This window comes from Spirosoma rhododendri, assembly GCF_012849055.1.
Classification (GTDB): domain Bacteria; phylum Bacteroidota; class Bacteroidia; order Cytophagales; family Spirosomataceae; genus Spirosoma; species Spirosoma rhododendri.
Window position 1 is genome coordinate 1,797,698 of the sequence record NZ_CP051677.1, and the last position, 26,520, is coordinate 1,824,217.

23 protein-coding genes are annotated in these 26,520 nt (G+C 55.3%); 18 read left to right on the forward strand and 5 right to left on the reverse strand.

Features of this window, described 5'->3' with window-relative positions; translation table 11 throughout:
* Nucleotides 1–8: 8 nt before the first annotated feature.
* Together HH216_RS07415 and cysM are read right to left on the reverse strand one after the other, a co-directional pair.
* Nucleotides 9–1,079, reverse strand: coding sequence for a quinone-dependent dihydroorotate dehydrogenase (locus HH216_RS07415; protein WP_169550212.1), 1,071 nt, complete (start codon nt 1,077–1,079; stop codon nt 9–11).
* A gap of 27 nt (nt 1,080–1,106) precedes the next feature.
* The gene (gene cysM, locus HH216_RS07420) at nt 1,107–1,994 is read right to left on the reverse strand and encodes a cysteine synthase CysM (protein WP_169550213.1); all 888 of its coding nucleotides are present in this window, start codon (nt 1,992–1,994) and stop codon (nt 1,107–1,109) included.
* 253 nt (nt 1,995–2,247) lie between these two features.
* On the opposite strand from cysM, the gene HH216_RS07425 reads away from it, so the two are divergent.
* The 18 genes from HH216_RS07425 to purB all read left to right on the forward strand — a co-directional run bounded on the left by HH216_RS07425 (nt 2,248) and on the right by purB (nt 22,740).
* On the forward strand, nt 2,248–2,718 hold the full coding sequence (locus HH216_RS07425) for a LytR/AlgR family response regulator transcription factor (protein ID WP_169550214.1): 471 nt from the start codon (nt 2,248–2,250) through the stop codon (nt 2,716–2,718).
* A 134-nt stretch (nt 2,719–2,852) separates the two neighbouring features.
* Nucleotides 2,853–3,665 carry a 3'-5' exonuclease gene (locus HH216_RS07430; protein ID WP_169550215.1) on the forward strand — a complete coding sequence of 271 codons (813 nt, stop codon included), beginning with the start codon at nt 2,853–2,855 and terminating at the stop codon, nt 3,663–3,665.
* Nucleotides 3,666–3,730: 65 nt separating this feature from the next.
* On the forward strand, nt 3,731–4,075 hold the full coding sequence (nuoK, locus tag HH216_RS07435; protein ID WP_169550216.1) for an NADH-quinone oxidoreductase subunit NuoK: 345 nt from the start codon (nt 3,731–3,733) through the stop codon (nt 4,073–4,075).
* Nucleotides 4,076–4,117: 42 nt separating this feature from the next.
* On the forward strand, nt 4,118–6,028 hold the full coding sequence (nuoL, locus tag HH216_RS07440) for an NADH-quinone oxidoreductase subunit L (protein WP_169550217.1): 1,911 nt from the start codon (nt 4,118–4,120) through the stop codon (nt 6,026–6,028).
* Nucleotides 6,029–6,073: 45 nt separating this feature from the next.
* Nucleotides 6,074–7,552 carry a complex I subunit 4 family protein gene (locus HH216_RS07445; protein ID WP_169550218.1) on the forward strand — a complete coding sequence of 493 codons (1,479 nt, stop codon included), beginning with the start codon at nt 6,074–6,076 and terminating at the stop codon, nt 7,550–7,552.
* A 45-nt stretch (nt 7,553–7,597) separates the two neighbouring features.
* Nucleotides 7,598–9,004: an NADH-quinone oxidoreductase subunit N gene (locus tag HH216_RS07450; RefSeq protein WP_169550219.1), complete on the forward strand. Its 1,407-nt coding sequence runs from the start codon at nt 7,598–7,600 to the stop codon at nt 9,002–9,004.
* 130 nt (nt 9,005–9,134) lie between these two features.
* Complete coding sequence (locus tag HH216_RS07455) at nt 9,135–9,620, forward strand: GtrA family protein (protein ID WP_169550220.1); 486 nt, start codon at nt 9,135–9,137, stop codon at nt 9,618–9,620.
* A gap of 130 nt (nt 9,621–9,750) precedes the next feature.
* The gene (locus tag HH216_RS07460) at nt 9,751–9,969 is read left to right on the forward strand and encodes a hypothetical protein (protein WP_169550221.1); all 219 of its coding nucleotides are present in this window, start codon (nt 9,751–9,753) and stop codon (nt 9,967–9,969) included.
* A gap of 63 nt (nt 9,970–10,032) precedes the next feature.
* A complete protein-coding gene (locus HH216_RS07465; protein ID WP_254448720.1) occupies nt 10,033–10,641 on the forward strand; it encodes a SprT-like domain-containing protein in 609 nt (202 codons plus the stop codon).
* Nucleotides 10,619–13,384: a type IX secretion system sortase PorU gene (gene porU / locus HH216_RS07470; RefSeq protein WP_254448721.1), complete on the forward strand. Its 2,766-nt coding sequence runs from the start codon at nt 10,619–10,621 to the stop codon at nt 13,382–13,384. Before HH216_RS07465 ends, porU begins: the two co-directional genes overlap by 23 nt.
* Nucleotides 13,381–14,061, forward strand: a complete 681-nt coding sequence (locus HH216_RS25750; protein WP_254448722.1) for a hypothetical protein — start codon at nt 13,381–13,383, stop codon at nt 14,059–14,061. Before porU ends, HH216_RS25750 begins: the two co-directional genes overlap by 4 nt.
* A gap of 108 nt (nt 14,062–14,169) precedes the next feature.
* The gene (gene porV, locus HH216_RS07475) at nt 14,170–15,348 is read left to right on the forward strand and encodes a type IX secretion system outer membrane channel protein PorV (RefSeq protein ID WP_169550222.1); all 1,179 of its coding nucleotides are present in this window, start codon (nt 14,170–14,172) and stop codon (nt 15,346–15,348) included.
* Between the two features lie 122 nt (nt 15,349–15,470).
* Entirely contained in the window at nt 15,471–16,751 is a 1,281-nt protein-coding gene (locus tag HH216_RS07480; RefSeq protein ID WP_169553297.1) for a M16 family metallopeptidase, read from the forward strand.
* Between the two features lie 142 nt (nt 16,752–16,893).
* On the forward strand, nt 16,894–17,547 hold the full coding sequence (gene plsY, locus HH216_RS07485) for a glycerol-3-phosphate 1-O-acyltransferase PlsY (protein WP_169550223.1): 654 nt from the start codon (nt 16,894–16,896) through the stop codon (nt 17,545–17,547).
* 127 nt (nt 17,548–17,674) lie between these two features.
* On the forward strand, nt 17,675–19,036 hold the full coding sequence (locus tag HH216_RS07490; RefSeq protein WP_169550224.1) for a dipeptidase: 1,362 nt from the start codon (nt 17,675–17,677) through the stop codon (nt 19,034–19,036).
* A 42-nt stretch (nt 19,037–19,078) separates the two neighbouring features.
* A complete protein-coding gene (locus HH216_RS07495; RefSeq protein ID WP_169550225.1) occupies nt 19,079–20,470 on the forward strand; it encodes a DUF1207 domain-containing protein in 1,392 nt (463 codons plus the stop codon).
* A 46-nt stretch (nt 20,471–20,516) separates the two neighbouring features.
* A complete protein-coding gene (locus tag HH216_RS07500; protein ID WP_169550226.1) occupies nt 20,517–21,359 on the forward strand; it encodes a sugar phosphate isomerase/epimerase family protein in 843 nt (280 codons plus the stop codon).
* A 40-nt stretch (nt 21,360–21,399) separates the two neighbouring features.
* Nucleotides 21,400–22,740, forward strand: coding sequence for an adenylosuccinate lyase (gene purB, locus HH216_RS07505; protein ID WP_169550227.1), 1,341 nt, complete (start codon nt 21,400–21,402; stop codon nt 22,738–22,740).
* 81 nt (nt 22,741–22,821) lie between these two features.
* On the opposite strand, the gene proC is transcribed toward purB, so the two are convergent.
* From proC to gatB, 3 genes are all read right to left on the reverse strand, one after another.
* Nucleotides 22,822–23,625 carry a pyrroline-5-carboxylate reductase gene (proC, locus tag HH216_RS07510; RefSeq protein WP_169550228.1) on the reverse strand — a complete coding sequence of 268 codons (804 nt, stop codon included), beginning with the start codon at nt 23,623–23,625 and terminating at the stop codon, nt 22,822–22,824.
* Nucleotides 23,626–23,751: 126 nt separating this feature from the next.
* Complete coding sequence (locus HH216_RS07515; protein WP_169550229.1) at nt 23,752–24,876, reverse strand: TlpA disulfide reductase family protein; 1,125 nt, start codon at nt 24,874–24,876, stop codon at nt 23,752–23,754.
* A gap of 2 nt (nt 24,877–24,878) precedes the next feature.
* On the reverse strand, nt 24,879–26,384 hold the full coding sequence (gene gatB / locus HH216_RS07520) for an Asp-tRNA(Asn)/Glu-tRNA(Gln) amidotransferase subunit GatB (RefSeq protein WP_169550230.1): 1,506 nt from the start codon (nt 26,382–26,384) through the stop codon (nt 24,879–24,881).
* Nucleotides 26,385–26,520: the final 136 nt, after the last annotated feature.

The following is a 26,520-nucleotide window of genomic DNA, read 5'->3' on the forward strand; positions in this document are numbered from 1 at the left end:
GGTTCGGCTTAGACTGTCGCTGTCAGGGCCGGAGATTTTCTGAGTAACCCCCGGTTGATGCGTTTGGCAACGGCGGGGCCTTCGTAGATAAACCCGGTATACAACTGCACCAGGCTGGCCCCGGCTTCGAGTTTCTCACGGGCATCGTCGGCCGAGTTTATCCCGCCCACGCCAATAATCGGAAACGCACCGCCTGACTGCTGATGCAGGTAGCGAATAACTTCCGTCGATCGATTCTTGACGGGTTTACCGCTGACTCCGCCCGGCCCCATCTGCTCGACGGCGGGCGCGGGAGTAGCCAGGTCGGCGCGGCTGATGGTTGTGTTTGTCGCAATGACGCCGGCAATGCCTGTTTCGGCTACAATCGTGATAATGTCGTCTAACTGCCCGTCGGTCAGGTCGGGGGCGATTTTGAGGAGAATTGGCTTGGCAACGGGCCGGGTTTTGTTTTCGGTTTGCAGGGCCGACAGCAACTGGGTCAGCGGACCGCGCTCCTGCAAATCACGCAGCCCAGGCGTGTTGGGTGAGCTGACGTTAACCGCGAAATAATCGACGGCATCAAACAAATCACGGAAGCAGGCCAGGTAATCGGCAATAGCCCGGTCGTTAGCGGTGTCTTTGTTTTTGCCGATGTTACCACCGATGATTACCCGCCGATTACCTTTGTTTTGGGCGAAATGACGTAGTCGACCAGCCGCCGGACCGGCTCCTTTGTTATTGAACCCCATGCGGTTGATAAGTCCCTGATCGGCTTTGAGCCGGAACAGGCGCGGGCGCGGGTTACCCGGTTGGGGGCGGGGGGTTACCGTACCGATCTCCATGAAGCCAAACCCCAGATCACTCAGTTCGCTGACCAGTTCGGCGTTTTTGTCGAAGCCAGCCGCCAGGCCCACCGGGTTCGGAAACGTCAGGCCAAACACCGTCCGGGCCAGTCGCGGATCATCGACCGTATAAACTCGTCGGCACAGTGCCGACATGCCCGGCACGGCCAGTACCAGCTTCAGGGTAGTCGTAGCAAAGTGGTGAATCGTTTCAGCGTCGAACCGAAACAGCAGCGGGAGAATAAGCCGTTTGTACATACCCGCAAAAGTACGTCGCCAGTCGACTTACCCGAACAGGTCCGACGAAAGATAGCGGTCGCCCCGGTCGCAGATGATGCAGACGATCAGCGCATCGGTAACGCCTTCGGCCGCAAGTTCATTGGCTAACTGTAGCGCTGCCCAGGTAGAACCACCACTGCTCATCCCGGCGAAAACGCCCTCTACGCTGGCCAGCTGACGCGTTGTAGCTACTGCCTGCTCCTCTGATACCTCGATAACCCGGTCGACACGGGTTGGCTCGAAAATTTTAGGCAGGTATTCGACCGGCCATTTGCGAATACCCGGAATCGATGAGCCGTCGGTAGGTTGGCAACCCACAATCTGCACATCTGGGTTCTGCTCTTTCAGATAGCGCGACGTCCCCATGATTGTACCCGTCGTACCCATCGACGAAACGAAGTGCGTAACCGTCCCGTTGGTGTCGCGCCAGATTTCAGGGCCCGTCGTACGGTAGTGCGCCATGTAATTGTCGGGGTTGGCAAACTGATTCAGCAGCAGATACCCGCCCTTCGCTACCTGCGCTTCGGCGTAATCGCGGGCTGCTTCGATCGTCTCAGTCAGGATAACGGTCGCGCCGAAGGCTTCCATCGTCAGCACCCGTTCACGGGTTGAGTTGGCGGGCATAACCAGCTCAATGGGTACGTCGTATAACCGGGCAATCATGGCCAGTGCAATACCTGTGTTGCCGCTCGTCGCTTCTACCAGTTTAATACCGGGTTTTATTTCGCCCCGGTCCAGCGCCCCCTGAATCATGCTGGCAGCCGCCCGATCTTTGACGCTGCCACCGGGATTGTTGCCTTCCAGCTTGGCCAAAATTCGGATGGATGGATGAGGATTGAGTCGAGACAATTCAACCATCGGCGTGTTGCCGACGAGTTCAAGCAGGGTAGCCATGCGAAAAAATAAGTATTCAGGAATCTGTCAAAGAAAGGAAGAACAACCCGATTAAGTTCGGAACAGACCCCGTAGACCCCGGCAGAACAGCCTGGTATCTACCTATTCATACAGACGTATGCATTTTTACGTCCTTTGCGTGTATTTCTATTGTACGGTACGGAAGATTTGCCTAAACTTGTTCACGCTGATACCCGGCGGTGGTTAATACCACTACGGCTCAGCGACTAATCCACATCATACTGATTGTTTTATGAAGAAGGCCAAAAGCCCCGAACTGCGCCCGCTGAGCGGTGCCAGTGTTGAGCAGATCGCTCAACAGTTTGCCATTCCCGACCTCACACTGCCGTTCTGGCGGTTTCGTCGGAAAATGCCCGCCCACCGCATCGTGCGGCTTGAAGGGGAAGGCAATTACACCTTGTTTCATTTTGCCGACGGTAGCCAGTTGATGGTGTCGCTGACGCTGAAAAAAATGCAGAGCCGTTTACCGGCTAACGTGTTTGTCCGGCTACACAAGAAAAACATCATCAACCTGATGTACCTCAACGACATTCATCCCGATCGCTTCAGCACCGGCAAGTCGCAGCTGAGCGTCAGTTTGATAAACGGTGATCGGGTAGAGGTATCGCGACGCAAAGCCAGCGAGTTCATTCAGCAGGTGCGCGGTTTCCGGCAGGAGTTGCTAACGATGAACTCAGCAGCAGGCACTGTTCCTATGGCTTAGTCAATCGGATAGTTTGGTAAAAAAGAGGAGATAGCCCGGCTGTCTCCTCTTTCTATTTACGGCGGATATAGCCTGTCTGAAATAGAAAGGTTTTTTACCTTTGTGTACTAACCGGCTAACTAACCGGCGTAGTTATGACGCATCAACTTGTACTTCGTAAGCCACTGGCTTTCTTTGATCTCGAAACAACGGGCATCAACACCGCAAAAGATCGGATTATCGACATCTGTATCGTGAAGGCTATGCCCGGCGGGGAGGTCATTACGAAATCGCAGCGCATCAACCCCGGTATGCCTATCCCGATCGAGTCGAGCCTGATTCATGGGCTATACGACCCCGATGTAGCTGACTGCCCCCCTTTTAAAGCCGTTGCCAAAGGGCTGGCGCAGTTTATGGAAGGTTGTGATCTGGCCGGGTTCAACAGCAATCGGTTCGATGTGCCGCTGCTCGTCGAGGAGTTTCTGCGGGCCGACGTTAGCTTCGACGTACGCAACCGGCGGCTGATCGATGCGCAGCGCATTTTCCATCTGATGGAGCCGCGCAACCTGTCGGCAGCCTACAAATTTTACTGCAACAAAGAACTTATCGGGGCACACGGAGCCGAAGCCGACACGCTGGCGACGCTCGAAGTGCTCGACGCGCAGGTGCAGCGGTACGTGGGGATGGTGGCGAAAGCCGACAGCGGGGCCGACCTGATTTTCAACAACGACGTTGATATGCTGCACCAGCTGACGGCCAACAAAAACGTGGATCTGGCCGGGCGTATCGTGCTGAACGACAAGGGCGAAGAGGTTGTCAACTTCGGGAAGAACAAGGGCGTGCCGGTGCTGGAGGTGTTCAAGAAAGAGCCGTCGTTCTTCGACTGGGTGCAGAAAGGTGATTTTCCGCTCGATACCAAGCGCCGACTGACCGAAATCAGGCTGCGAACACTCAGTCAGGGCAAGTAGCGGCCTTTTACCCGACTAATTGAATAATAATTACCTTTGCGGCACCTTCTATTAACCGGCAAACCATGCAACCCTCGCAGGACGTTCTCATACCGGAAGTCATTCAGCAAATTCCCCTCACGTATTACCTCATTCTAAGCACGGTACTGTTTATCATCGGTGTGATCGGGGTGCTGACCCGGCGCAACGCCATCATCATCTTCATGTCGATTGAGTTGATGCTGAACGCGGTTAACCTGCTGCTGATTGCCTTTTCGTCGTACCGGTCTGATTCGGCTGGTCAGGTATTCGTCTTTTTTATCATGGCTGTAGCGGCTGCGGAAGTATCCGTCGGGCTGGCTATTATTGTGATGATTTACCGCAACACGCGCTCGATCGACGTCGGACTCCTTAACAAATTGAAGTGGTAGCAGCCGCCCGGCTGGTCATATTGCTTATTCGCTCAGGCCCTTATGCAGTTAGGATTACTCTGTGCTCTTATTCCCCTTCTCCCGCTAATCGGCTTCGTTATCAACGGGGTTGGCTTTCGGCGGGTACCGACCGCACTGGTCGGCGGTATCGCAACGGTGGCGGTGCTGGCTTCGTTTCTGATCGTCGTATCGCTGTTTACGGGTTTTGCGCCCGAAGCCGGTCCGCAGATCGTTCACTTGTTTGACTGGATCAGCGTCGGTGACCTGCGCATCCCGTTTTCGTTTCAGATCGATCAGCTCAGTCTGCTGATGCTGCTCGTTGTAACGGGCGTCGGTACGCTGATTCACCTGTACAGTATCGGCTACATGCATCACGACGAAGGATTTGGCAAGTTCATGGCGTTCCTGAACCTGTTTATCTTCTTCATGCTATTGCTGGTGATGGGGTCTAACTACGTCATCATGTTTATTGGCTGGGAAGGCGTGGGGCTGTGCTCGTACCTGCTCATCGGCTTCTGGAACAAGAACGTCAGCTACAACAATGCCGCCCGGAAAGCTTTTGTGATGAACCGCATCGGTGACCTCGGCTTCCTGCTCGGTATTTTCACGATCATCAATACCTTCGGGACGGTCGAGTACGTCGACGTGTTCAAGCAAGCCACGAGCCTGCCGATGGGCGATAGTACGGTGCTGGTTATTGCGCTGCTGCTGTTCGTCGGGGCGATGGGTAAGTCGGCGCAGGTGCCGCTGTATACGTGGCTCCCCGACGCGATGGCCGGTCCGACGCCGGTGTCGGCCCTGATTCACGCGGCTACGATGGTCACGGCGGGAATCTACATGGTCGTGCGGTCGAACGTACTGTATACGCTGGCACCGGCAGCCCTCGAATTGATCGGTGTTATCGCGATCATCACGGCCCTGCTGGCCGCTTCGATAGGTCTGTTGCAGAACGACATTAAGAAAGTGCTGGCTTACTCGACAGTGTCGCAGCTTGGCTATATGTTTTTGGGTCTGAGCGCGACGGCCTATACCGCCGGCATGTTCCACGTTATCACCCACGCGTTCTTCAAAGCCCTACTGTTCCTCGGTGCCGGTAGCGTGATTCACGCCATGTCCGACGAACAGGATATTCGCAAAATGGGTGGCCTGCGCAAGTCGCTGCCGATTACGTTTATCACCTTCTCTATCGGTACGTGGGCCATTGCGGGTCTGCCGCCGTTCGCGGGTTTCTTCTCGAAAGATGAAATTCTGGCGCACGTCTTCGAGCACAGTAAAGTGCTCTGGGCACTGGGCGTGCTGGGCTCCGCGCTGACGTCGTTCTATATGTTCCGGCTGCTGTTCCTGACGTTCTTCGGTGAATTCCGGGGCACGGAGGAGCAGAAGCATCACCTGCACGAATCACCCGCGACGATGACGATTCCGCTGATCGTGCTGGCAATTTTGTCGGCTATCGGTGGTGCGCTGAACCTGCCGGGTGGTGGGTGGCTGGGTCACTTCCTAGAGCCGATCTTCGAAGGGTCGCGGCAGGTGAATCCCGAAGCCTTCGCTGAATCGGTGGGTGAGTCGAGCACGGAGTATGTGCTGATGGCGGTGTCGGCCGGGGTTGCCCTGCTGGCGCTGATCGTGGCCTACATCATGTACATCAGCCGAAAGGCCGTACCCGCGCCCAACGAAGCCGACCGGTCGCTGCCGGAGCAGGTTATCTACAACAAATACTACGTCGACGAACTGTACGAAACGATCATCGTCCGGCCGATCCGGAGCATGGGCGATACGTTCTACAGCTTCGGTGAGTTCGCCGTCGATGGCGTCGTCAACGGGGTAGCCTGGGGCGTTAAGCAGGGTTCGGCGCAGCTACGCCGGTTGCAGAGCGGCTCGATTGGCTTCTATGTGTTTGCGATGGTGCTGAGTATCGTGCTCATTTTCGCGCTGCGGTTTTTCATTCGGTTCTAACGAATTCGGCAGGGTTTTTCTGCTCGTCTGCTTTCATACGCATCTATGCTCACGCTTGCTCTGATTCTTTTTCCCGCGCTCGCAGCCTGCCTGCTGCTGTTCACCAACGGTAGTATGTCCCGGCAGCTGGCGTTTGGCGCGGCACTGGTCGAAACCGCCCTCGTCGTCTTTATCTTCAACAAGTTTCTGCCCACCCCGGCCTCGCAGTTCGGCTTCGACTACCCCTGGATTCCGTCGCTCGGCATCCGGCTCAGCGCGGGTATCGACGGTATCAGCCTGCTGCTTACCCTGCTGACCGGTATTCTGGTACCGCTGATCGTACTGTCGACGTTTAACCGCAACTACGAGCGGCCGGGTACGTTCTACGCGCTGATGCTGTTCATGCAGTCGGCCCTGATGGGGGTATTCACCGCCCGCGACGGCTTCCTGTTTTACTTCTTTTTCGAAGCGGCCCTGATTCCGATTTACTTCCTCGCGGCTATGTGGGGTGGTGCCAACCGGATTCCGGTCACGTTCAAATTCTTTATCTACACCATTTTCGGCAGCCTGTTTATGCTGCTGACACTGGTGTATCTGTATTACCAAACTCCCGCAACGGCCACGTCGCTGCATTCGTCGGCAATTGTCGATTTCTACAAGTTGAACCTGTCGGCGTCGGCGCAGGGGTGGGTATTCTGGGGTCTGTTTATTGCCTTTGCGATTAAAATGCCGGTGTTCCCGTTCCACACCTGGCAACCTGATACCTACGTTGAATCGCCAACGCCCGCAACGATGCTGCTGGCGGGTATCATGCTGAAAATGGGTATCTACGGCCTGATCCGGTTGCTGCTGCCTGTTACCCCGCTGGGTATCGAAACTTGGGGGCAAACGGCCGTGATCCTGTCGGTGATCGGTATCGTATACGGATCGATTATCGCGATCCGGCAGCGCGACATGAAGCGGCTCATTGCCTACTCGTCGTTTTCGCACGTTGGGCTGATGGCGGCTGGTGTCTTTTCGCAGACCGAAACAGGTTTGCAGGGCGCACTGATTCAGATGCTGGCCCACGGTATCAACGTGGTCGGTCTGTTCTTCGTCGCCGACGTGATCTACTCGCGCACCGACACCCGCCAACTCGATCAACTCGGCGGCATCACCCGTACGACACCTAAGCTGACGGTCTACTTCATGATTATGATGCTGGGTAGCGTGGCCCTGCCGCTGACCAACGGGTTCATCGGCGAATTCCTGCTGCTGCACGGCGTCTACACCTACAATCACTACATCGGTTTGGCGGCTGGCTTCACGATTATCTTCGGGGCGGTGTACCTGCTGCGGATGTTCCAGAAAGCGATGTTCGGCCCAACCAACGCCCGTACCGAATCATTCGCCGACCTGACGATGTCGGAAAGCTGGGTATTCGTACCGCTGGTGGTGCTGGTGTTCTGGATGGGTATTTACCCGACTACGTTCATGAAAATGACCGAACCGGCGGTTGCCAACCTGATGAAATTTGTTGGCAACACTGCCATTTCGATGAAATAAAGTTGACCCGACGGGTAGCCTGCTGCCCGTCAAAACCATACATCAATGCTTCCCATTGTACTTTTATCGGTTTCGGCAGTCGCTCTTCTGTTTCTCGGCTTTATGAAGTCGCGGTCGGTGTTGTTGCCAGCGACGCTCCTATTTCTGGCGGTGGCACTGGTCGTTAATTTCCTCGACTGGAACAAGACGTACCTGTATTTCAACGGGATGCTCCGCACCGATAACCTGGCGATGATTTTCACGGCTATCACGCTGGTATCGTCGTTTCTGGTGGTGGCCCTGTCGGGGTCGTTTGCGGAGGAGGAAGCCGCACAACCCGCCGAATACTACGCCATTATCCTGTTTTCGCTCGTCGGGGCCGTAATGATGATTGGGTACGAAAACCTGATTATGCTGTTTGTCGGGGTCGAAATCCTGTCGGTTGCCATGTACGTGCTAACGGGTAGCGATAAGCGGAACCTGCGTTCTAACGAGGCCGCCCTGAAGTACTTCCTGATGGGTGCTTTTGCCACAGGGATCATGCTGTTTGGAATGGCTTTGCTCTACGGTGCAACGGGCTCATTCACACTGGCCGGGATTGCCAGCTATGCTTCCCACGCACAGCAGGGCCTGTCGCTGATCTTTTACGTTGGCCTGCTGATGTTGCTGATCGGGCTGCTCTTCAAAGTATCGGCCGCTCCGTTCCACTTCTGGACGCCTGACGTGTACGACGGTGCCCCCACGATCTTCACCGCCTATATGTCGACGGTGGTAAAAACAGCTGGTTTCGCAGCTCTGCTGCATCTGCTGGCCGTATCGTTTACGGGTGTTTACACGTTCTGGAGCATTATTCTGGCGGTCATCACCGCGATTACGCTGATTGCGGGCAACGTGACGGCGGTTTATCAGGACAGTTTCAAGCGGATGATGGCCTACTCGAGCATTTCGCACGCGGGCTATCTGCTGATCGGGCTGGCGGCACTGAGCGTTCAGTCGCGGCAGGCCATTGTTTTTTACTCACTGGCGTATTCGGTCGCGACGATTTCGGCTTTCGGGGTGCTGCTGCTGGTAGCCCGGCAGCGTAGTATGCAAACCCTAAGCAGCAACCCGACGAGTGGGGAGAGCTTCGACGCGTTCAACGGGCTGGCTAAGCAAAACCCACTCCTTGGGCTGGCAATGGCCACGTCGATGCTGTCGCTGGCGGGTATTCCGCTGACGGCGGGCTTCTGGGGTAAGTTCTACATGTTTTCAACGGCGGTGGCGCAGGGGCAAATCTGGCTGCTGGTCGTGGCCGTGCTGATGTCGGCGGTGGGTATCTACTACTACTTCCGGGTGATTATCGCGATGTACTTCCGCGATGGGGCCACCGAGCCAATCCGGGTATCGCCGGTTTTCCAGTACGTGCTGGTCGCTGCGATTATCCTGACGATTGGCCTGGGTGTTGCGCCGGGCCTGTTGCAGGGGCTGTTCTAGCCGCGATACCTGCATACCATAGCATCAGTTAGTGTAACTGTTGCACCATTTTTGCGGCCCAATACGTAGTATTGCAGGAAATTTCCATATAAAGCATAGAGCGGCTCTTCCTATCTGCTCGGCCAAGCCTGTGAACGTGAGCGAAATCCAACCGCCGAAAGCTAGAGAGTATCGTGATTTTTTCACCTTCTTTCTCACGGCTCTGCTTGGCGCGTCAATCAACTTTATTAGTCAGTTACTGTATCGCGAATACCTGGGCGTATCGTTCGCCAACAGTGTATTGCTGGGCTACCTCACGGCCACCGTCCTGACGTTTATCCCGACAAAGAAATACGCGTTTGCCGCCGGTAAAACGGGAAATACCGGGCGCGAAGCCATCAAGTTTCTGGGTATCGCGCTGGTAGCCCTCGTCGTGCAGGTTTACGTGTCGAAATTCACATTGGAGTGGGTTGCCAATCCCATGTTTCCCGGTTTGCCGCAGTGGGCGCGCGAAAAAGGATCACACGTGGTTGGCATGGGGATGAGTTTTCTGGCCAATTATTTTGGTCATAAGCTGCTTACCTTCCGCAGCACGGGCGTTTACGACAAAATCCGCTCCCGCAACCGGAACGATTAACTCCGTTTCGTACAAAAACGAATTAGACTTTTCGATGAGCCAGTGCATTTTTTGTGCGCTGGCTTCTGTTTTTATTGTATTTTCTTAGAACGAATTATATTTGTGGCTTAAACAATTACCTACCATAACAATGAAAAAAGTTTTCGCTCTCCTGTTCATCGGTAGCACGCTGACGTTCGCTGCCTGCCAAAGCAAGCCCAAGACTGAAGAGGCTGCTACCACCACGACTGATTCGGCAATGACAACGATGTCGACCGACACCACGACGATGGCCGGTGATTCTGCTACGTCGACGACGATGGTTACGACCACTGAGTCGACTTCGGCCGTTGCTGACAGCGCGAAGTAAACAGAGCACTCAGAATGTTTGTGAAAAGCCCTATTTTTATAGGGCTTTTCACGTTTATATACCTTGATTAATTCGTTCGATACGCTTGTGCCAGCTCCGGCCGCGGCTTATTGTCAGCAGCTTCATCAGACGTACAGCTTTGCGTTTCAGCTGGCGCGTTCCCGTCGGTCGCGGCTGGGCGATTTTCGCGTATGGACTGATGGCCGGACGCAGATTACGGTCAATGCTGATCTGAATCCATGGCGTTTCCTGATCACGTACGTGCACGAAGTAGCCCATGCACACGTCAACAAGCATAATCGTCGGCCAACGGCTCCCCACGGCCCGGCCTGGCAGCTGGCATTTCAGCAACTAATGCAACCGCTGCTGACAGATGCTGTTTTCTTCCATGTCGTGCTGGAGCCGCTACGACAATACCTACAGAAACCGGCAGCTACAACCTACGGTAATGCGACACTAACGCTGGCTTTGCGACAGCTTGACACAGCATCAGACCGATCGGCCGCTGCTGCCAGTATGACGTTGGCTGATATGGCCGAGGGGACGGTGTTTACACTTAATAAAAAGAAGTACGTTCGGGGTACGTTGCGCCGGACACGTGTCGTTTGTAAAGAGCTGGCGTCCGGGAAGTCGTACACAGTGGTCGCGCATGCGTGGGTGGAACTGGCTTAATCTTGGATGGACCGTTGTAGGTCTGCTGATAATCGGCAGGCTAAACAGCTACGCGCAGGCCAGCGGGCCGGCCGAATCAGTGCTCAGGCAGGGAAGCTGGCTAAAGATTGGCGTTACGCAGTCAGGAATATATCGTCTTGACCAGTCTACGCTGGCACGACTTAACCCGGCCTTCGCGCAGGCTGACCCCCGGCTACTGCGCCTGTATGGCAACGGGGGGGCAATGTTGCCGCAGTCGAACGCAACGCCCCGCGCGGCCGATCTCACCGAAAACGCCATTCAGGTAACGGGCGAAAGCGACGGTCGTTTTGATACCGATGATGCGTTGCTTTTTTTTGGACAAAGTACCCACGCAATTCGCTATGATTCGACGGCCCGGCGGTTCATCCACCAAACCAATGTCTATTCAGATACGACGTTTTATTTTCTGACGATTGGTACGGCTGCTGGCTTACGCGTTAGCGAAAAACCGGCCGGAAATGTGAGTGCTGCGCCGACCGTCGCTACGTTTACTGACTACCAGTTTCACGAACTCGACAGGGAGAAGCTTCCGTCAATAGCGCCCGATCCTTCGCTGCACTCCGGGCGCGAGTGGCTGGGCGAATTCATGACCCTCGACACGGCAAAAACAATCACGTTCGACCCGTCGGGGTTTGTGGCGAATACGCCCGTCCGGCTGCGGCTGGGAGCGGTTGTGGGATCCACCTCACCGACTCAGTTTGCCCTAGCCGTAAATGGGCAACAGGCAGGCTTACTCGACATGACCACCATATCGGGAGCCAAGTACGATTTTCGCGCGCAGAGCCGCAGCGACACATTTCGAGTTAGTACGGTCGGTGACAACAAGGTGCTTCAGGTTACGGCATCGTTCCTGAAGCGGGGAAATACACAGGCGCAGGCTTATCTGGATTATGTAGGTGTCGAGTGGAAACGTGCGCTGCTGATGCCCACTGCGCCGACCTGGGTACGTCGGCTGCCGGGTGGTTTGGTTGCAGTAAAACAGGCTGGCAGTACGTTGCGGGTGTGGAACGTAACGAACCCGCTCGTGCCGATGGGGCAGGGGTACGTGCTCAACGACGCGGCCGAAGCGCGCTGGCAAACAGGATCACTGAGCGATTACCTGCTTTTCACGGATGGTCAGTTACAGACGCCTGCGTCGATTCAGGCGATAGCTACGCAAAACCTGCGCGCGAAGGATACACCTGATCTGCTGATTGTGACGGCGGATGCCTGGAAAGACGAGGCCGAACGGCTAGCTGCGTTTCGACAGAGCCACGACAAACTGAACGTACTGGTTGTTACGGCCCAGCAGGTGTACAATGAATTTGGGTCGGGGCAGCCCGACCCCACTGCCATTCGTGATGCCGCGCGTTATTTCTACCAGAAACAACCCGGTCGACTGCGGTATTTGCTGTTGATGGGCGATGCTACCTATGACTACCGAAATATCAGCCGTTTGCTGAGCCAGGCCGAACTGGCAAACACGATTCCCGTTTATGAGAGCCGCGAGTCGCTGCATCCCGTATTAAGCTATTCATCCGACGATTACTTCGGCTTCATGGGCGTCAACGAAGGAGAATGGCCCGAAACAGATCAGGGTAACTACCTGATTGATTTGGGAGTTGGTCGACTGCCCGTCAGGTCAGCTTACCAAGCGAAAACCGTTGTTGATAAACTAATACGCTACAGCACCGATCAGACGCAGCGGGGCGACTGGCAGGCGAAAGTGCTGCTGATTGCAGATGATGGTGATTACAATCTGCACCAATCCGACGCGGACAGGCTGGCTACGCAGGTTGAAAGGCAGTCGCCAACGTACGAGCCGGAGCGGTTATTTCTCGACTCATATCCGCAGCAGGTAACGGCACTGGGGCCAAAAGCACCGATCGTTGAGCAGTCGATCAATAAGGCTGTTCAGGATGGTCGACTCATTATCAATTACAATGGGCACGGCGGGGAAGATGTGCTGGCCGAAGAGCAGATCGTAACGAGCGCAGACATTCAGAGCTGGACGAATCGCCGGTATCCTTTCTTCGTAACAGCCACTTGCCAGTTTGGCCGGTATGACGATCCCAGTCTGGTGTCGGGTGCCGAACAGGCTTTGCTGAGCGATAAAGGCGGGGCCATCGGTTTGCTGACGACTACCCGGCCCGTGTACGCCAATAGCAATATGCTGGTCGACTCCGCTTTTTTCGGGGCCGTCTTTCGGCCGGTCGATGGCGTGATGCCCCGGTTGGGCGACATGATGAAGGCAACCAAAAATCGCAGCCTGAGTAACGTAAATAACCGAAACTTTGCCCTGCTCGGCGATCCGTCGCTGCGACTGGCTTATCCACAGATGCAGGCTGTACTTACCCGCGTAAACAGCCACACCCTGACCAATAGTCAGAAAGACACGTTGCGGGCTTTGCAGTCGGTTGAGCTGGCGGGGGAAATCAGGAGTAAGGGGCAATTGCTGTCGTCGTTTACGGGTAACCTGCGACTGGTTTTGTACGATAAACCCACCACACTGACCACCCTCGGCACAGAAAGTGCTAAGATGAGTTATCGGGCGTTCACAAATACGTTGTTCGTAGGACAGGTGCCCGTACGCAATGGGCAATTTACGGCCCGGTTCACCATGCCAAAAGACATTAATTACACCGTTGGGCGGGCCAAAGTTTACCTCTACGCAGTGCAGGCCGATAGCCTGCTCGACGCACTGGGAAGTTACGACAGCCTGCTGGTTGGCGGGGGAGCGTGACCGCTGCCGTTGATACGCAGCCGCCGGTTGTGCAGTTGAGCGTTGACGGGAGTGTGCCCGATGGCGAATCAGTACGCGTGGCGGGTCCGGCTGTAACACTCCGCATCCAGCTAAGCGACGACACCGGCATCAACATCGCCAGAGCGGGCCTGGGCCACGAACTAACGGCACAGCTGGTCGGTCAGACGCCAATTATTCTGAACGATTACTACGTGGCTACCAGTACCGATGGGCGGCAGGGGACGGCTACGTACACGTTTACAAACCTGCTGCCGGGGCAGTATATCGTTCGGGTGAAAGCGTGGGATATAAGCAATAATCCAACGGAGCGCGCGTTGGCTTTAATAGTTTCTGAAAAGCCCGGTCTGACCATTCAGACGGTGCAGGCAGTGCCTAACCCAATCAGTACGCAGTCGACGCTGATGGCCACGCATAACCGGCCCGGTGAGTCGCTCGACTGGACGCTGAACATATACGATATAACTGGTCGGCTGATCAGCCAACAACTGAACCAATGCAGCTACTGCGCGGGGTCGGTTGAACTGGGAAGCTGGAACGGGCAAAGTACCACCGGACAGGCTATGCCGAATGGCACCTACCTGTATCAGGTGCAACTGCGCTCCGAAGCCGACGGGTCGACAACCCAAACCAGCGGACGGCTGGTGTTGCTGCGCTAACCAACGTGAATAGACTGTTTTTTCTAACCAACGAATCCTAGTACTTTTGGCCGTTCAGGGCTGTTTTCCTCATCACCGTCAGTCGCTGTTGCCACCAACACACTCTGTATGAAGCGCAAATTTTTTCGTATTCTACTTGGCATTTGCAGTCCCATTTTCGTTGTCGCTACCGCTCAGGCGCAGCAGAAAGTAAACCTTGCCGGGCAGGCTCTTAACGTTCCCACCGCTGCCGTCCCGTTCCTGAATTTTACGCCCGATGCCCGGTCTGGTGCGCTGGGCGAAGCCGGAGTAGCCCTGGGCGATGCCGATGCGAGCGCTATCTTCTGGAATCCATCGAAGCTGGTATTTGCCAAGCAAAAGGCGGGTGCTGTCGTTTCGTATACCCCCTGGCTGCGCGAACTGATTGGCGACATGTACTACACCAACCTGGCTGCGTACTCCAAACTCGGCAAGAACTCCGTGATCGGCGGGTCGCTCGTGTACTTTGATCTGGGTACCGTCAACTTCACAACTGCCAACGGTACGCAGGCTGGTACGTTTAACTCACGCGAATACGCCCTGACGGCTTCGTATTCGCAACGGCTCTCGCAGAATTTTTCGCTGGGCGTAAACCTCAAATACCTGAATTCAAACCTGGCGGCCGGGGCTTCGGCCTACGGGCTGCAACCGGGTGCAACGGCTGCCGCCGACATCGGTGCATTCTACCGCAACGAAGTACGCGACAATTCAACCGGCAAAGGACTGGGCTGGGCGTTCGGCGCTATGCTGTCTAACCTCGGTGGGCGGCTGAACTACGGCGGTTTGCAGCGGTACTACATTCCGACCAACCTGCGTCTGGGAACGACCGTAACTTACTACGCCGATCAGTACAACAAATTCAACTTCCTGGTCGACTTCAACAAGCTGATGGTGCCGACGCCAAACGGGAGCGCCAACACCAACAACTACTTCAGTTCGGTATTCGGCTCGTTTGCCGATGCGCCGGGCGGGTTCAGTGAAGAACTGAAAGAGATCACGATTTCGAGCGGTGTTGAATACTGGTACAATGAGCAGTTTGCCGTACGGGCCGGTTATTTCAACGAATCAGCGCAGAAAGGCGGACGGAAATACGTAACGACTGGTATCGGTCTGCGGCTGGCGCAACAGTTCGGCGTCGACTTCTCGTACTTGTTGCCCGTACAGCAGGGTAACCCGCTGGCCAACACGTTCCGGCTCTCGCTGATCGTGAACTTCCCTAGCCGTACCGTTGGGAACAACGACGTCAGCGTCGACGAAAACGAAGAATAAACGATACGATTCAACAATAGATTGGGCAAAAGGGCCACCCGAAATTGGCGGTCCTTTTGCCCAATCGCCATATATAGCAAAACCGACACCCTGCCTGACACCGCCGGGTACTCTTCATGAATATGCTGCTTGACAGAACCCAACCACCCGCGTTTCAATCGATTCAAAACGTTAGTCTGCCATTACTGAAGCCGTATACACTCGACAATGGAGTAAGGCTCAACCTGATCGATATTCCCAGCCAGCCCGTACTGCGGCTGGAGTGCATTTTTGATGCGGGCACCTGGCATGAGCAGGCCCCGACGTCGGGGTTTTTTGCCTTGAAAATGCTTAGCGAAGGCACACCCGGGCGCACATCGGCCCAGATCAGCGAATATTTCGATGGCTACGGTGCCTTCCTCGAACTCAACAGTGGTCCCGATCGCTCCAGCGTGGTGGTGTACTGCCTGACGAAGTTCCTGCCGAACGTGCTGCCACTGCTGAGCGAGATGATTACTGAGCCGATATTTCCGCAGAAGGAACTGGACGATCTGCGTAACATCACGATGCAGAACCTGCGCATCAACTACGAGAAGAATGCGTACATGGCTGGTGTATTGTTCCGGGCGAAAGTGTTCGGGGCGACTCACCCCTACGGCCGCAGTCAGAACCCCGACGCTGTTGAGCAACTGACGCAGGCTGACGTTGTGGCTTTCTACGAGCGGGTTATCAAAAATCGCCCGTTTCAAATTCTGCTGGCTGGGCAGGCGTCGGAAGTAGAGGTCGACTACATCAACAAAACAATTGGTCAGTTACCGATCACGTACGATACGCTGGCCGATGTTGTCATTCCGCCCATTCCTGACGCGACGGCCCCGACGTTGTTAGAGAAAGAAGATAGTGTACAGTCGTCGATCCGTCTGGGCCGTCGGTTGTTTACGCGTTCACACCCCGATTTCTTCCGGATGCTGGTGACCAACGAAGTGCTGGGCGGGTATTTCGGCTCGCGGTTGATGAAGAATATCCGCGAGGAAAAGGGCTTCACCTACGGAATTTCGTCGAACATGCCTTCCTTCCGGCGCGACGGCTATTTCCTCATTGGCACCGATGTAAAGCGCGAAAACACGCAGGAAACGCTGGATGAAATCCACAAGGAAATCCGGCAGCTACAAACCGAGCCGGTGGGAACTGATGAACTCGAAACGGTAAAGAATTACATGTCGGGGGAGTTTGTCGGGTCGCTGAATACGCCGTTTGAAATTGCTGATCGCTACAAGGTTATCCTGTTTGATGGGCTACCGGCCGATTTCCTGACGACCTACATTCAGCACATCCGGGCCGTCAGTCCAGACGATGTTATGGCAATGGCAAAGCGGTACCTCAATCCCGATCAGTTGCAGGAGGTCATTGTAGGAGGAAAGTAGATTAAATCAATAGACTTTTTGGGTTGTCAAGTCCCCCTAAATCACTAAAGTTGGTCTACAGGTAGAAAAACCGTAGCTTTGAGGTTACAATTGCTCGATTAACCGGTTATACTATTGAGCAACCGGTCACTTACCCAAATTCATGAACGTTCTGATTATTATCGCCACTACGGTGGTCGCTTATCTGCTCGGATCAATTCCAACGGCAGTCTGGTACGGACAAGGGTTTTTCGGCGTCGATGTTCGACAACACGGCAGCGGTAACGCTGGTGCTACGAACACATTCCGCGTATTGGGTAAACGGGCCGGAACGATCGTGATGCTGGTCGACGTAATGAAAGGGTATACAGCCGCTACGCTGTCGTCCATTCTGTGGTTTTCTGACGTCATCACCGACGGCGAAATCCTGACATTTGAAATCGTATTTGGTATCGTTGCGGTGCTGGGCCACCTCTACCCAATTTTTGCTGGTTTTCGGGGCGGTAAGGGCGTGGCTACGCTGCTGGGCATGGTACTGGCTATTCATCCCGAAATGGCCCTGATCTGCATTGGAATCTTCCTGCTGGTAGTTATCGCGTCGCAGTACGTATCGCTCGGTTCGATTCTGGCCGCACTCGCTTTTCCGGTACTGCTGCTGCTGCAAATCTTCGGTGAAAAAGAAAGCCCGCTGTTGATTGTGTTCGGGTTCATCATGTTTCTGCTCGTGGTACTGACCCACAAAAAGAACATTCGCCGGTTGCTACACGGGCAGGAAAGCCGCACGATTCTGATTCAGCTAAAGAAGAAACGCGCGTAGCTGGCACACATAATGCTTCTTATTCTGTCGCCCCGGCGTTGCGCAAAAGTTGCGTACCTTCGGGGCGAATTTTTTGCCGCGCGGGTCAAAATCGATTGGCAACGCAACGCTATTGACTACTGATCGTATGACAACATACCTCGAAGCCAACAAACAACGCTTTCTGGACGAACTGCTTGAGCTACTTCGTATTCCGTCGGTGTCGGCGGATTCGGCGTTCAACGGCGACGTCCGCCGGGCGGCTGAATACGTCCGGGATAAACTGGCTGCGGCCGGGCTGGATAAAGCTCAATTGTTCGAAACCGCCGGGCATCCGGTTGTTTATGCCGAAAAACTGATCGACCCGGCCCGCCCGACGGTGCTGGTGTATGGCCACTACGACGTGCAACCTGCCGATCCCTACGAGCTCTGGCAGTCGCCCCCGTTCGAGCCGACGATTCGCAACGAGCGCATCTACGCGCGGGGAGCCTGCGACGATAAAGGGCAGTTCTACATGCACATCAAAGCCATCGAAACTATGCTGGCGACCGATGGCCTGCCCTGCAACGTGAAGGTGATGATCGAAGGCGAAGAGGAAGTTGGCTCCGATCATCTTGGTACGTTCGTGGCTGAGAAGCGCGACATGCTTAAAGCCGACGTTATCCTGATTTCTGATACGAGCATCATCTCCAACGAAACGCCGTCGCTCGAAACGGGTTTGCGCGGGCTGTCGTATGTAGAAGTTGAAGTAACCGGTCCCAACCGCGATCTGCATTCGGGCGTGTACGGCGGTGGGGTACAGAACCCGGTCAACGCACTGGCGAAAATGATCGCGTCGCTGCACGACGAGCAGGGGCGTATCACTATCCCCGGTTTCTACGATACTGTTGCCGACTTGAGCGAAGCCGAGCGGGCCGAGCTGGCGAAAGCCCCATTCAGCCTTGACGACTACAAGCAGGACCTGAACATAAACGACGTAGCGGGTGAAGCGGGTTATTCAACCAACGAACGCACATCGATTCGGCCAACGCTGGACGTGAACGGTATTTGGGGCGGCTACACGGGCGAAGGTGCCAAGACGGTATTGCCGTCGAAAGCGTTTGCAAAAATCAGTATGCGGCTGGTACCCAACCAAACACCCGACGAGATCACCGACCTGTTCACGAAGCATTTCACGGCTATCGCCCCGGCGGGCGTAACGGTGCAGGTACGGCCTCACCACGGCGGTCTGCCCTACGTGACACCCACGGACTCGATCGAGTTTGAAGCGGCCAGCAAAGCATTTGAAGATGCCTGGGGTAAGAAACCGATCCCGACGCGTGGTGGGGGCAGCATTCCCATCGTGGCCCTATTCGAGCGGGAACTGGGTATCAAATCGATTCTGATGGGTTTCGGGCTGGATAGCGACGCGTTGCATTCACCCAACGAAAGCTACGGCCTGTTCAACTTTTTCAAAGGGATCGAAACGATTCCGTATTTCTACAAAAACTACGCAGCGTTAAAATCGTAATACCGAAGGGGATCAGACCGATCCCCTTTTATTCCCCTCCGTATGACCAAACGTGTACTGATGCTTTGCCTGACCATACCGATGACGTTATCGGCACTGGCTCAGCAGGCACCGAAAACCACCCCACCGGCCTCGCGTACGCTGACCCCAGCTGAACAGCGACAGAAAGAAAAGAATGACCGCGAAATACAGCGCGAACGGCAAATTCGGGCCGAATGGTTACAGAAGCAACGCGAATACGAAGCGCGGCAGGCAGAAAAAGAACGGCAGAAGCAGGCTCGTAAAGCGGAGAAAGAAGGCACGGTAAGCCCACGGCCAACCACGGCACCAACGCCCGCCCCAACACCGACGGTGACTACTGCCCCAACGCCAGTAACTCCTCCGGCCGCGCCAAAGCCGTCGCGTCGGGAAGAGCGCGAACGGCGGAAGCGGGAAACTGCACCAGCAGTTGTTGCCCCGCAGCCAGCTCCCGCTGTGGCACCTACCCCTGATCCGGTTGCGCCAGCTAAACCCGAACGGGTTCGGACGGAACGGGTCAAGCCAGACCGGGTAAAAACCGAGCGAGTAAAACGTCCTCGTCCGGCTGCCGATACGCCCGTTACCGACTCAGCAGGTAATGTCATCGCGGGTGTCGATCCGGCCGAAAGTCGCCCACGCAAAGAGTTTTTGCCGCGCGGACACCTGTTCGATCCTATTCTGCTCGATCCGCTTGAAGCGCAGACCTACGGCAGCGTATTGCCGCTGTATCTCATCAACAGCGAGCGGTACGTGGGTAGCATTGTGCCGTTTGCGTTTGGCTTTAATAAGCCATTCTACCGGCGCACCACCGCACCCGGTCGCTCAGAAGAGATTGTGCTTGATCTCGCGTCGTTCACTCAATTCGAGGTGTATTTCGATCAGACTGCCCGGTATCAGCGTCGGCAGATCATGAATAACGACTACAAGGTTAGTATTCAGTATAACCTGCGCCGTGGTGCCAACAACTACCGTTTCCGGGTATATCACCTGTCGTCGCACCTCGGCGATGACTACATCTACCGCAACCGGATTACGGCCCCGACCACGAATTCGGTGAACTACGAACAGCTCGACGCGCTGTATTCACGGACGATTCGCGACTGGCGTTTGTACGGTGGCATTGGCGTTACCCTGCGGAAGCCGGAAGAGCGTAAGCCGCTGAGCGCTCAGTTTGGTGCGTTCTATAAAAAACCGTCGCAACAGGCCGCCCGGCTGGTCGGTGGCGTCGACGTTAAGTTTTTTCAGGAAACCGAGTTCCGGCCGGGCGTTCACGCGGGTGTAGGGGTGGAGGTAGGCCGGACGGCCAACAACCTGACCTTCATGGCGGAAACCTACTCGGGCTTCCGGCCCTACAGCCAATTCGAGAACCAGACCGTTTTCTGGCTGGGCGTGGGTGTCTACCTGAACCCGTTCTGATTAGAAAAAGCAGTCGGTTGCCTTGTGACAGCATAACTTCATTGGTATGCTTCGCAACGCACTGACTGCTTTTTTCCTTTTTATCGCGCTATCCACGCAGGCGCAGCCGTTCGGCAAACTCGTCCGTAAAACGCCGGGCGTGGTATCGTACACGTTCCGCGATAGCTTTGGGAAAGACGTACCGGGTACGCTCGACATGATAAAGTCGCTGGGGATTACCGATCTCGAACTGTCAAACCTGTTCGGGCAAACGGCCCCTGCCATGCGTGCCTTGCTCGATCAGCGGGGGATCAAGTGCAGCAGCTACGGCGTCAATTACGACGACATCATCAAAGCGCCGGACTCCGTACTAACGCGGGCGAAGGCGCTGGGCGTGCAGTACGTACGTGTCGCCTGGATTCCGCACGAAGGCGAACTGTCACCTGAGGTCGCCAAAAAAGCCATTGCCGATTTCAATCAGTTTGGCAAGCTGGCGCGGGCACAGGGCCTGACCTTCTGCTACCACAACCACGGCTACGAATTTCACCCCTATGAGTCGGGGACGCTGTTCGACTATATTGTACAGCAGACCAATCCCGACTATGTGAGTTTTGAAATGGACATCGCCTGGACGTATTTGCCGGGGCAGAATCCGGCGGTACTGCTGGCGAAGTACCCTAAACGCTTTCGGCTGATGCACCTCAAAGACGTACGGAAGGGCGTTGCCGGGAACGATCAGGGCAAACTGGCTCCCGAAAATTCGGTCGTACTGGGAACCGGTCAGCTGGATATGCCAGCCATCCTGAAAGCGGCCCGGAACACGTCGGTAGAGCACCTGTATATCGAAGACGAAAGTCCGGCGGCTCCGCAGCAGGTACCGCAGAGTCTGGTTTACCTGAAGCAGTTGTAAGCGCGGTTGCGTACCTTTGCGTCTTGTTCTTCCCGCTTCAATGAACCTATCAGCACTTACCGCTATCTCTCCCGTCGATGGGCGTTACCGTCGTCAGGTTGAGGCATTGGCGCCTTACTTCTCCGAATTTGGCCTGATTCACTACCGTGTCAGGATTGAGATCGAGTATTTCATTGCGCTTTGTGAATGGCCGGTGCCGCAACTGACTGGCGTTACACCCGATCAGTTTCCGGTGCTTCGTGCCATCTACGAACAGTTTTCCGAAGCCGATGCGCAGCGCATCAAAGACATCGAGAAAACAACCAATCACGACGTCAAAGCGGTTGAATATTTCATCAAGGAAAAGCTGAAAGGATCGCCCGTTGAGCCATATCTGGAGTTCGTCCATTTCGGCCTGACGTCGCAGGACATCAACAACACGGCGATTCCGCTGTCGTTGGCGGAAGCACGGTCGATGGAGATCGAGCCGCTCTATCGGCAGGTGTATCAGCGGTTGCAGCAGCTTGCCGATCAGTGGGACAACGTACCGATGCTGGCCCGGACGCACGGGCAACCGGCGTCGCCAACGCGGCTGGGCAAGGAGATTCGCGTGTTTGTTGAGCGGATCGAGAAGCAACTACACTTACTGGCCGACATTCCAACGGCAGCCAAGTTCGGCGGTGCAACGGGCAATTTCAACGCCCATGCCGTTGCCTACCCGCACGAAGACTGGAAGCAGTTTGGCGATCAGTTCGTTGAAAAGCTGGGTATGGTACGTAGTCAGTTTACAACGCAGATTGAGCACTATGATATGCTGGCGGCTCTGCTCGACGCATTCAAACGGCTAAACACTATTCTGCTCGACCTCGACCGCGATATGTGGACGTACGTGTCGATGAATTACTTCAAGCAGAAGCTGAAAGAAGGTGAAGTTGGTTCGTCAGCGATGCCGCACAAAGTAAACCCTATCGATTTCGAAAATTCGGAAGGGAACCTGGGCATTGCCAACGCGCTATTTGAACACCTGTCCGGCAAACTCCCCATTTCCCGCCTACAACGCGATCTGACCGATTCGACCGTACTCCGCAGCATCGGCGTGCCGTTTGCGCACTCGGTTATCGCGCTTAAATCGCTGCTAAAGGGACTCGACAAGCTGGAACTGAATCAGGCGGCTATCAACGCCGATCTGGAAGATAACTGGGCGGTCGTGGCTGAAGCGATTCAAACGATTCTGCGCCGGGAAGCCTATCCGCAACCCTACGAGGCCTTAAAAGCCCTAACCCGCACGAACACCAAAATCACCGCCGACACGATGCGCGAATTCATCGACGGGCTGACCGTATCCGACGCCGTCAAAGCCGAACTGCGGGCCATCACGCCGTTCAATTATACGGGCGTTTAAGGTTTGTGGTTTAATGTTCAGGGTTTAACGTTTAAGGTTACTCGTACGAATAACTTTAAACGTTAAACCTTAGACCTTGAACTATCCCTGTGACAATTCCGTCGCTCGCTGCTGAGCGGCTTTAATGCCGGTTACCAGTGTATTGGCAAGATCGCCCTGTTCGAAGGCGCGGAGAGCCGCTTCGGTCGTGCCGCCTTTCGACGCTACCGCTTTGATCAGATCGTCCAGCGATTTATCCGCCGTGTTGATAAGGTGGTAGGCACCCAGCATGGTTTGTTTTACCAGCAGCGCTGATACGGCATCGTCGAAACCCATCTGCCGCCCCGCGTCGACCATCGCTTTTACGACGTAATAGAAGTAAGCCGGGCCGCTACCGCTAAGTGCCGTAACGGCATCGAGCATCGCTTCGTCCTCCAGAAAAATTGACCGGCCAGTCGCGTTGATGAGGTTTTCGACCCGGCGTAGGTTCGTCATACCAACTTCCTTCGCAGCTGTGAAACCGGTGATACCCATACCGAGCATAGCCGGGGTATTGGGCATCGCCCGCACAACGAGTTTGTGATTCAACTTATCCTGAATCTGGCCGATCGGGATACCCGCCATGATCGACAGTACCATCTGATTAGGTTGAATGACATCGCGCAGAGCTTCGTGTACGCTGTTGAAATCCTGCGGTTTGACCGACAGAATAATCAGATCGACTTCTCCGATGCGCGGCCCAATTGTATCGACCACGACGCCCGCCTTTTCCTGATTCAGACTAGCCGACCGGTCGGTGCTTTTCTCAATCAGCAGCAGGTTTTCGGTCGAGACCAGATTGTATTGTAAAAATGACTTGGCGAACGCCATGCCCATGTTGCCACAGCCGACAATTGCGATTCTCATAAAATGAAGGGGTGAAAAAATGTCGTAACGGAATCGTCGGTTGATGAAGCGCAGCCGCTGGTTGAACGGCACGAAAAAGGGTCAGGCTTGCGACCTGACCCGGCAAAAATACGAAAGACGGCGTGGCTATTTCAACACTTCGTCGAGCTTGGCTTCGAGTGCGTCGCCCCGCAGGTTCTTGGCGATGATCTTTCCGTCCTTGTCGAGCAGGAAGGTCGACGGAATAGCCTGTACACCGTACTGTTGCGCTGCCGCCGACTGCCAGAATTTCAGATCCGACACGTGCGTCCAGGGCAGGTTGTCGTTGCGGATGGCGCGTTCCCACTCGCCTTTCGTGCGGTCGAGCGAGACACTGTAAATCGTAAAGCCTTTGTCCTTGAACTTGTTATACATCCGCACTACGTTCGGGTTTTCGGCCCGGCATGGTCCGCACCAGCTTGCCCAGAAGTCAAGTAGTACGTATTTGCCCCGCAACGACGACAGGGGGACAGCTTTCCCCGTTGTGTCGCTCAGCGCAATATCGGGGGCCAGTGACCCGACCATCACGCCCTTGATGCGTGTTACCCGGCCAATCAGTGCCTGCGCGTGCGGGCTGTTCGGATTGTCTTTTTTGAACCGCTCCGCCAGTTGATCGTAAGTATCGAAATCCGTGTCGATATTGATAAAGTTGAGCGCAAACAGCGACACCAGCGACGTACCCATTTCGGGCAGCATCGCCTTCACTTTGTTCACAATATCGCCTTCGGCTTTCTGATACTCGTCTTCAATCTGCGCGATGCGTTTGGTGTCTTTTTTCTCGGTAGCAGCGGCAATCTGCTTGTTCCAGACCGCCACCCGCGACTCCATGTTGTTGCGGAGCGTCATCAGCTTGTCATAGTACTCCATATTTTTGGAGCCGGTTACGGTCGCCTTGCCAATCTCGCCCGTCTTGGCATTCATCTTGAACCCGTCCGCGACGACATTGAGCGTTTCGCCCCCCTCGACCAGCAGAGCCATTTTCTGATTACCACCAACATTCAATACAAACACTTCGCCCCCGTCGGCCACGTTGCTTTTCAGCGTAAAGGCGTTGCTGTTGTCGACTTTAGCGGAGTCGACTTTGCGGGTTGGCTGCCCGTTGGTTTCCAGGTACACGTAGCTGCCCGGTGTTGCCCGTTTTACGGTGCCGGTGACCGTGAATGGTTTTGTTCCCTGCGCCAGCGCGGCAACGGAAACCAGCAACCCCACGGCTAAAACTGTTATTCGTTTCATGTTTACTGTAACGTCTTAACGACGAGTTGGTTGACTAATTTAGGGTCGGCGGAGCCTTTCGATTTTTTCATTACTTCACCGACGAACATCCCCAGCAAGTTCTTTTTGCCTTTCCGGTATTGCTCCACCTTGTCGGGCCATTCGGCTAATACGCTCTCTACCAACGTTTGCAGCGCGTCGGTATTGCGATTCTGAACCAATCCGTGCTGTTGAGCAAGATCGGCCGGGCTGGCGCTGGGGCTGGTGAGCAGCAACGTAAATACCTGCTGTGCGGCCGTTTGGCTGACGGTTTCGTTCAGTACCAGGCCAATCAGCGCGGCCAGTTGCGGAGCCGACACCGGAAACTGGCGGTCGCGCAGGGTTTTCTCGTTGAGCTGCCCTTTTACCGGTCCCATTACCCAGTTTGACACCGCTTTGTAAGCCGCCGGACTGATTTTGTCGGCGGGTAGGGCTGCGCAGGTCTCTTCGTAATAATCGGCCATTTCTTTAGCGTCGGTGAGCAGGGCCGCGTCGTAAGCGGGGAGGCCGTAGTGATCGGTGAAGTGGGTAAACCGGGCCGTCGGTAGCATGGGCATCGCGGCTTCGATGTCGGCCAGCCAGGCGTCGGAAATAACGACCGGTGCCAGATCGGGGTCGGGGAAATACCGGTAGTCGTTCATCGTTTCTTTCTCACGCATACCCGCGCTCAGCCCCGTGTTGGCGTCGAAGGTGCGGGTTTCCTGAATGATTTTGCCGCCCGTTTCGGTAAGGTCGACCTGCCGCCGGATTTCGCTGTCGACGGCCCGCATCACGTTACGAATCGAGTTCAGGTTCTTTACTTCAACCTTCGTGCCGAGATAAGTAGCGCCCACCGGCCGGATCGATACGTTGACGTCGCAGCGTAATGACCCCTCCTCCATGTTGCCGTCGCAGATGTCGAGGTAGCGCACCAGCCGCCGGACTTCGGTCAGATACTGCCCCGCTTCGTCGGCAGTACGTATACACGGTTCCGTTACCATTTCGATCAACGGGGTGCCCGCCCGGTTGTAATCGAGTTGCGTAGTCCAGTAGCTGCCGTCGTGAATGGATTTGCCCGCATCTTCCTCTAAATGAATGTGATGCAGTTGAATCGCTGTCTGATACGACTCGCCCGTAACGGGGTCTTTCGCCGTAATCGGCACCGTGCCGCCCACGCAGATCGGACCTTTATCCTGCGATAACTGATAGCCTTTTGGCAGGTCGGGATAGAAATAATTCTTCCGGGCAAAGACGTTGTGACGCGTGATCTCGCTGCCGACAGCAAGTCCGATCCGAACGGCGTATTCGACCGCCTGCCGATTGGTTTTGGGCAGTGTACCGGGGTGGCCCAGTGTGATTACGCTGACGTGGGTATTTGGATCACCACCAAAGGCGTTGGTGTCGGCAGCAAACATCTTACTTTGTGTAAGTAGCTGGCAATGAACCTCCAGGCCGATAACGGCTTCGTAGTGGGTTAGCGTATCAGATGAGCGGGGCGTGTCGGCAACCATGGCATTAAAAATCGTTTAGACAAAGGTAACCCGAAAAACCCTTACGGTGCGTGCAGGCCGTTTCAGACGTTAAAATGGGGTGAACGGTCGTCGCGTCAGGATTAGCAGACCGGTTGTAATCCGTCGAAAAAACAAC

Excerpts from the sequence above, each read along its gene's own strand:
- HH216_RS07415 (WP_169550212.1), bottom strand. The coding sequence starts at position 1,079 with ATGTACAAACGGCTTATTCTCCCGCTGCTGTTTCGGTTCGACGCTGAA.
- cysM (WP_169550213.1), bottom strand. The coding sequence starts at position 1,994 with ATGGCTACCCTGCTTGAACTCGTCGGCAACACGCCGATGGTTGAATTG.
- HH216_RS07425 (WP_169550214.1), top strand. The coding sequence starts at position 2,248 with ATGAAGAAGGCCAAAAGCCCCGAACTGCGCCCGCTGAGCGGTGCCAGT.
- HH216_RS07430 (WP_169550215.1), top strand. The coding sequence starts at position 2,853 with ATGACGCATCAACTTGTACTTCGTAAGCCACTGGCTTTCTTTGATCTC.
- nuoK (WP_169550216.1), top strand. The coding sequence starts at position 3,731 with ATGCAACCCTCGCAGGACGTTCTCATACCGGAAGTCATTCAGCAAATT.
- nuoL (WP_169550217.1), top strand. The coding sequence starts at position 4,118 with ATGCAGTTAGGATTACTCTGTGCTCTTATTCCCCTTCTCCCGCTAATC.
- HH216_RS07445 (WP_169550218.1), top strand. The coding sequence starts at position 6,074 with ATGCTCACGCTTGCTCTGATTCTTTTTCCCGCGCTCGCAGCCTGCCTG.
- HH216_RS07450 (WP_169550219.1), top strand. The coding sequence starts at position 7,598 with ATGCTTCCCATTGTACTTTTATCGGTTTCGGCAGTCGCTCTTCTGTTT.
- HH216_RS07460 (WP_169550221.1), top strand. The coding sequence starts at position 9,751 with ATGAAAAAAGTTTTCGCTCTCCTGTTCATCGGTAGCACGCTGACGTTC.
- porU (WP_254448721.1), top strand. The coding sequence starts at position 10,619 with ATGCGTGGGTGGAACTGGCTTAATCTTGGATGGACCGTTGTAGGTCTG.
- porV (WP_169550222.1), top strand. The coding sequence starts at position 14,170 with ATGAAGCGCAAATTTTTTCGTATTCTACTTGGCATTTGCAGTCCCATT.
- HH216_RS07480 (WP_169553297.1), top strand. The coding sequence starts at position 15,471 with ATGCTGCTTGACAGAACCCAACCACCCGCGTTTCAATCGATTCAAAAC.
- plsY (WP_169550223.1), top strand. The coding sequence starts at position 16,894 with ATGAACGTTCTGATTATTATCGCCACTACGGTGGTCGCTTATCTGCTC.
- HH216_RS07490 (WP_169550224.1), top strand. The coding sequence starts at position 17,675 with ATGACAACATACCTCGAAGCCAACAAACAACGCTTTCTGGACGAACTG.
- HH216_RS07495 (WP_169550225.1), top strand. The coding sequence starts at position 19,079 with ATGACCAAACGTGTACTGATGCTTTGCCTGACCATACCGATGACGTTA.
- HH216_RS07500 (WP_169550226.1), top strand. The coding sequence starts at position 20,517 with ATGCTTCGCAACGCACTGACTGCTTTTTTCCTTTTTATCGCGCTATCC.
- purB (WP_169550227.1), top strand. The coding sequence starts at position 21,400 with ATGAACCTATCAGCACTTACCGCTATCTCTCCCGTCGATGGGCGTTAC.
- proC (WP_169550228.1), bottom strand. The coding sequence starts at position 23,625 with ATGAGAATCGCAATTGTCGGCTGTGGCAACATGGGCATGGCGTTCGCC.
- HH216_RS07515 (WP_169550229.1), bottom strand. The coding sequence starts at position 24,876 with ATGAAACGAATAACAGTTTTAGCCGTGGGGTTGCTGGTTTCCGTTGCC.
- gatB (WP_169550230.1), bottom strand. The coding sequence starts at position 26,384 with ATGGTTGCCGACACGCCCCGCTCATCTGATACGCTAACCCACTACGAA.